Below are 5,758 nucleotides of genomic sequence, written 5' to 3'. Positions count from 1 at the left end.
ACATGAAAAGTAAGTAAATCTTCTGAACAAACTATGAAAATTGATTTATATGAGATTTAAAACAAAATAAAAAACGTGAATTTTATTTACGTTTTTGAAAAACTAAAACATAATTATGAAAGAAAAGATTTCTACAAAAAAAGAAAAATTAGTTACTCCACCATTATGGTTATCACTTATACCATTAATTGTTACAGCTCTTGTTCTTGGATATTCAGTTTTTGTATTAGATACACAACCTCATTTTTCACTGTTTATAGGTGCAGTTACCGCTGGATTATGTGCTTATTTTCATGGTGTCTCTTGGGAAACAATCAAAGAAGGATTTAAAAAATCAATTTCTCGTACCATTCCATCGCTGTTTATTCTTATTATAATAGGAATGTTAATCGGAGTCTGGATAGCTAGTGGAATTGTTCCAGCTATAATGTATTTGGGTCTTAAATTTCTAGTGGCAAGATGGTTCTTACCATTGATTTTATTGTTTTGCAGTGCAATGGCTCTAATTACCGGTAGTTCTTGGTCCACAATAGGTACAATTGGTGTTGCAGCAATTGGTATAGGAGAAGCATTAGGTATACCACAGGCTATGACAGCAGGAGCTGTGGTCTCAGGTGCTTTTTTTGGTGATAAAATGTCCCCAATGTCAGATTCAACTAATTTGACACCTTCTGTACTTGGAGTTAATCTATTTGATCATATAAAGAATATGCTATATACAACATTGCCAGGTTTACTTATATCTCTGGTGGCATTTACATTCATTGGATTTACGGTTACAGGAAATGGTGGCGTTTCAAATGTATCAATGTATACAGATTATATTCAACAGCATTTTAACATTACTCCATGGTTATTTATACCACCATTAGCAGTAATTCTTATGATTGCAATGAAAATTCCTGCAATTTCAAGCTTAATAGTTGGGGTAGTTCTAGGGGGTGCAGCATATATTTTATTCCAAGGTGGTAGTTTAGGTGAATATTCTGACATTATTCATACTGGAGTAAAAATGGATACTCTTAACTCAAAAATGGATATGTTATTTTCGCGAGGTGGAATTGAAAGTATGTACAGTGTTGTGATATTAACATTAATATCTCTGGCATTAGGGGGGATTATGAACCATACCGGAATGCTACATAGTATAGTTTTGAAAATCTCAGGCTTGCTTAAGTCAGTAGGGAGTTTGACAGCCACAGTTATAGGAACCTCAGTTTTTGTAAATATTATTACTGCTAATCAATACCTTGCAGTTATCATACCCGGTCAAATGTTTGAAGAGTCTTACAGGAATCATAAATTAAAGCTTAAAAATCTTACTAGTGCATTGGAGGCTGGTGGAACACTTACAGCGCCTCTTATTCCTTGGAACAGTAATGCTGTGTTTGTATTTTTAACCCTTGGAGTCCCGGTAGTAAAGCTTGCTCCTTATGCTATCCTGTGCTGGATTACACCAATAATTGTGATAGTGTTTGCATTTTTCAACATTAAAATGGAGAGAACAAAAACACCTGATGAAGAACCTGATGATCAGCAGTAACTATCTACCAACCTGAAGGTCAATTTCTGGCGTTTGGAGCATTTATGGTTTAAAGCTGCAAGAAATAGGAAAATAGAAAATTTAAACAAACTTTAAAAAAATTGAGAACATGAAAAGTAATTAAATCTTCTGAACAAGCTATGAACATTGATTTATAAGAGATTTCAAACAAAATAAAAACGTGAGTTTTATTTACGTTTTTGAAAAACTAAAACATAGATACGGAAAAGGAACAAAGCAAAGACTAACTTTCAGTAAATCAAGAATTAAAAACATTGAAGACACATATGCAACTCACTTTTTGAATTTAGAAAGAATAGAAGAGCTGAAGAAGAATAAAAGCCAGCCTGTAACAAGGGGCTAATAAAATGCAGGTATCCAGGGGATTAGGAAACATTTCCGCTTTTTAGTAGCTTCGTAGCGTGGGACAATGAAACGTTTCAATCTCCTGCACTTTACCAGCCCCCAGCCGTTAGCATGCATTAGAAAAAAATCTCCAGAATTCAATAACCTAATCGAAATATTTAAAAAAGGATTATACTTGGAGACAAGCAATCAACTAATTATATGGAATGTTCCTTTTGATAATTTAAAGAACTTAGGTAATCCGGAATTTAGACAGACATCCGACCAACGAGCAGACCTAATATGGAAAAATGAGAAAATCTTAAACGGACTGACTGTTGACTTGACAGTTATGCGATGGTTCGGACTTACTGGCATAAACAAAAAATTCAAATATGCATACGCCTATTTATGTCAAGAGGACTTTGAAAAGACAAAGGTGAGATTAAATGCAGAACTAGGAAAAGAAGGAAAATACAAGAAAATAAATGACTTAGAATACAAATACACTTGGGACTTGGGGAAATGCAAAATAGAACTCATCCAAGGCGACAGATTTGGGCCTAATTGGACATTAAATATTAAACATAAAAGCAGTTGGTACGGACTGTTAAGATGAAAAATAAAAACAACGACACGCCAACACGGGGTGTACAAAATGCTGGTTACTAGCGGATTAAGTTGCTTTTCGTTCCAATCTAACATCACACTTTTGGACGAAGACGATGTTTCAAAAACCAGCACTTTTTACACCCCCCACCGTTACCAAACATTGACAGAATCGGGCCAGATAATCAACTGAAAACAAATTTGAATCCTTGTTTCCATTTCAACTAAGTACTGTATAGATTTAAAAAATAAGTATTTTTGCTTTTTAATATGAATTTGAAAAGCAAACCAATGAAAGATGAAATAATTATATATCAAGCAGATGAAACGTCAACACACCTTGAGGTTAGAATTGAGGAGGAAACCGTTTGGTTAAACCGACAGCAAATTTCTACTTTGTTTGAAAGAGATGTTAAAACAATTGGGAAACACATAAATAATGTTTTTGAAGAAGGTGAACTTGAAAAAAGTTCAACTGTCGCAAATTTTGCGACAGTTCAATATGAAGGAGGGAGAAAAGTTGAAAGACAAATAGAATATTACAATCTTGATGTAATAATCTCAATAGGTTATAGAGTAAAATCTAAAAGAGGTACTCAATTCCGCATTTGGGCAAATAAGGTTTTGAAAGACTATCTATTAAAAGGTTATGCGGTAAATCAGCGATTTGAACGCATTGAAAATGATGTACACAACATAAAAAACAAACTTGGAGAGATAGATTTTCAAATAAAAACCAACCTGCTCCCAAAAGAAGGCATATATTTCGATGGTCAAATATTTGATGCTTATGTTTTTGCAACTGATTTAGTACGAAATGCTAAAAAATCAATAATTCTTATTGATAACTATATTGATGAAAGTGTATTACTTATGTTATCAAAAAGGCATAATAATGTAAAAACAATAATTTACACTTCAACCATTACTAAAGAAACTAGACTTGATCTAAAGAAATACAACTCACAATACCCTGACATAGAAATAAAATTATTCACCAAATCACACGACCGTTTTTTAATAATTGACAATCAGGATGTTTATCATATTGGAGCATCTTTAAAAGACTTGGGAAAGAAGTGGTTTGCTTTTTCGAAAATAAATTTTGACGTTCAAGACATATTAAAAAGGCTTGACGAAAAAGAGAATAATTAATTACAGAAAGTTAACAACGTTTGATAACACGGGGTGCACAAAATGCTGGTTTCTAGCGGATTAGAATTCATTCTCATTTCAATCTATCTTTAACTCGTGGGACGAGAAAGCTGTTTCAATTTCCAGCACTTTATACACCCCCCACCGTTGTAGGCAAGGCTATTAGACGTCCCAGAATTCAATAACCTAGCGCAACAAATTTGCTACTTGTCCAATCGTTCCCTGTTAAATATATTTGGCAATAAAATTAAATTATATTTACTTTGTGAAATATAATTTACTCTTTAATCATTTCATTATTTGCCAAATGTTAAGATTAGGTGAACGCATCAAAAACAGAAGAGAAAGTCTTAATATTCAAATCAATAATTTGGCTAATTCAATAGGAGTTACACCTAGTCTAATTTCACAAATTGAGAGGGCTAAAGCTTTTCCTTCAATTATTACCCTTAAGAAAATAGCAGATTCACTTCAAACTACAGTTGGTGCTTTAGTTGGTGAAAATGAAACATATTCTCTAAATCCTCTTGTGGAATTTTCTGATAAAAAAGTTGTTCAAACAAACGAGCAGGGCGCAACCCTTTATCTTCTGTCAAATCACGACCAGCAAAAATTAATGGAACCTTATTTATTTATTTTCCCTTGTGAATCCAGTTCTGAAAACCTTACTAATTTTTTACCAGGTCAAAGTTTCTATTATGTTTTAGATGGGAGATTAAGTATTAAGATGGATTTTCAAGATTATCATTTAAAGAGGGGAGACAGCTTTTATTTTAATTCGGGACATAAACACACTATTACCAACATTGGTAAAACAGTGGCAATGTTACTATGGATCTCAACCAATCCTATTTTATAATCAATAAAAATATATAGCCATGACAACTCAATTGTATGATATCAAAAGTACCTATAAACGCTATCAATGCTCTGATGAGACAATTTCAATCATTGAAAATGAAGATCTTCTTCCAATCGGACTATTAAAACGATTACATTCTTGCTATCCACAACATTCTAACTTTTTTAGAACTGATGAAGCGTATTTTACTGATAAAACTTATTATTCAGGGTTAAATGGCTTTAGAGAAATAGTTGGGAAACTTAAAGATAATGGAATTGACATCGGACACATAAAAGAGCGTGAATTTTTTATAGAGGTTTATAGATTCCTTGCAACGAAACACACCCTAAATACTATTAATTGGAATAATTACGAGAATGACACGATGTATTATTTGATTTTCCCTCAGCCAGGGATGATTCATGCAGATGAAGTAAAAAAATACATTGATGCAAAAACTGATAATGAAAGAAAAAAGGTTGTAGAAGAGTATCAAAAAAAAACCAATCCCCATGACGGGAAACAAAAATTAAACAAACCTTGGTTTGTAAATGATGAAGGTCAGCTAGAAATACTCCAGGGATGCCAACACAAATACCCGCCAGTAAAATTAATATTTGACAAATCCACTCAGAATTGCTTTGCTTTTTGCACATATTGTTTCCGCCATGCACAAGTGAGAGGCGATGAAGATATGTTTGTACAACATGATGTAAATCAAGTTCACAAATATTTAAAAAAACATAAAGAAATTAGCGATATTTTAATTACCGGAGGCGATGGTGGTTTTATTACTTACGAACGGCTTGCGGAATATGTAAATCCTTTGATGGAAGATCCTGAATTGATGCATATTAAAACTATTCGTTTTGGTTCCAGAGCAATTACTTTTCATCCTGGTTTACTTTTAACCAAAAAATTTGAAGAGATATTAAAACTATGGAAAAAAGTTATTGACAGTGGAATTCAGGTTGTTTGGGTAGCTCATTTATCTACTCCAAGAGACATTTTAAATCCTGGAACAATTGCGGTTATACGAAGATTAAGAAACTATGGCATTACAATCAAAAGCCAAAGCCCCATAATGAATCATATCAGTCTTTTTACTGATGAAACCGGAAAAGTTGATATTGATAAATCTGCTCAAAATTGGATTGATTTAGGAAACATTCTGGCTATGGTTGGTGTTGGGTTTCATTCAATGTATTGTGCCAGACCAACGGGTGAACATCACTATTTTACTGCTCCTTTAGCTGACATCA

Annotated in this window: 7 protein-coding genes; all 7 read left to right on the top strand. The window is 33.1% G+C overall.

From position 1 onward, the window contains the following. Positions 1 to 115: 115 nt before the first annotated feature. Positions 116 to 1,543, top strand: a complete 1,428-nt coding sequence (gene nhaC, locus HPY60_11230) for a Na+/H+ antiporter NhaC (protein ID NPV51750.1) — start codon at positions 116 to 118, stop codon at positions 1,541 to 1,543. Positions 1,544 to 1,724: 181 nt separating this feature from the next. After that, complete coding sequence (locus HPY60_11225; protein NPV51749.1) at positions 1,725 to 1,907, top strand: hypothetical protein; 183 nt, start codon at positions 1,725 to 1,727, stop codon at positions 1,905 to 1,907. Between the two features lie 66 nt (positions 1,908 to 1,973). Next, entirely contained in the window at positions 1,974 to 2,507 is a 534-nt protein-coding gene (locus HPY60_11220) for a hypothetical protein (protein ID NPV51748.1), read from the top strand. 39 nt (positions 2,508 to 2,546) lie between these two features. Continuing rightward, positions 2,547 to 2,690 carry a hypothetical protein gene (locus HPY60_11215; protein ID NPV51747.1) on the top strand — a complete coding sequence of 48 codons (144 nt, stop codon included), beginning with the start codon at positions 2,547 to 2,549 and terminating at the stop codon, positions 2,688 to 2,690. 98 nt (positions 2,691 to 2,788) lie between these two features. Continuing rightward, a complete protein-coding gene (locus HPY60_11210) occupies positions 2,789 to 3,652 on the top strand; it encodes a DNA-binding protein (GenBank protein ID NPV51746.1) in 864 nt (287 codons plus the stop codon). A 307-nt stretch (positions 3,653 to 3,959) separates the two neighbouring features. After that, complete coding sequence (locus HPY60_11205) at positions 3,960 to 4,511, top strand: cupin domain-containing protein (GenBank protein ID NPV51745.1); 552 nt, start codon at positions 3,960 to 3,962, stop codon at positions 4,509 to 4,511. Positions 4,512 to 4,542: 31 nt separating this feature from the next. After that, on the top strand, positions 4,543 to 5,758 hold a 1,216-nt coding region (locus HPY60_11200; GenBank protein ID NPV51744.1), incomplete at its 3' end, for a hypothetical protein.

This window comes from Methanofastidiosum sp. (genome assembly GCA_013178285.1).
Lineage (GTDB): Archaea > Methanobacteriota_B > Thermococci > Methanofastidiosales > Methanofastidiosaceae > Methanofastidiosum.
The sequence above is the reverse complement of the archived record's forward strand: the minus strand, read 5'-3'. Positions and strand labels throughout refer to the sequence as shown.

Coding starts and splice junctions, on each gene's coding strand:
- nhaC (NPV51750.1), top strand. CDS start 116: ATGAAAGAAAAGATTTCTACAAAAAAAGAAAAATTAGTTACTCCACCA.
- HPY60_11220 (NPV51748.1), top strand. CDS start 1,974: ATGAAACGTTTCAATCTCCTGCACTTTACCAGCCCCCAGCCGTTAGCA.
- HPY60_11215 (NPV51747.1), top strand. CDS start 2,547: ATGCTGGTTACTAGCGGATTAAGTTGCTTTTCGTTCCAATCTAACATC.
- HPY60_11210 (NPV51746.1), top strand. CDS start 2,789: ATGAAAGATGAAATAATTATATATCAAGCAGATGAAACGTCAACACAC.
- HPY60_11205 (NPV51745.1), top strand. CDS start 3,960: ATGTTAAGATTAGGTGAACGCATCAAAAACAGAAGAGAAAGTCTTAAT.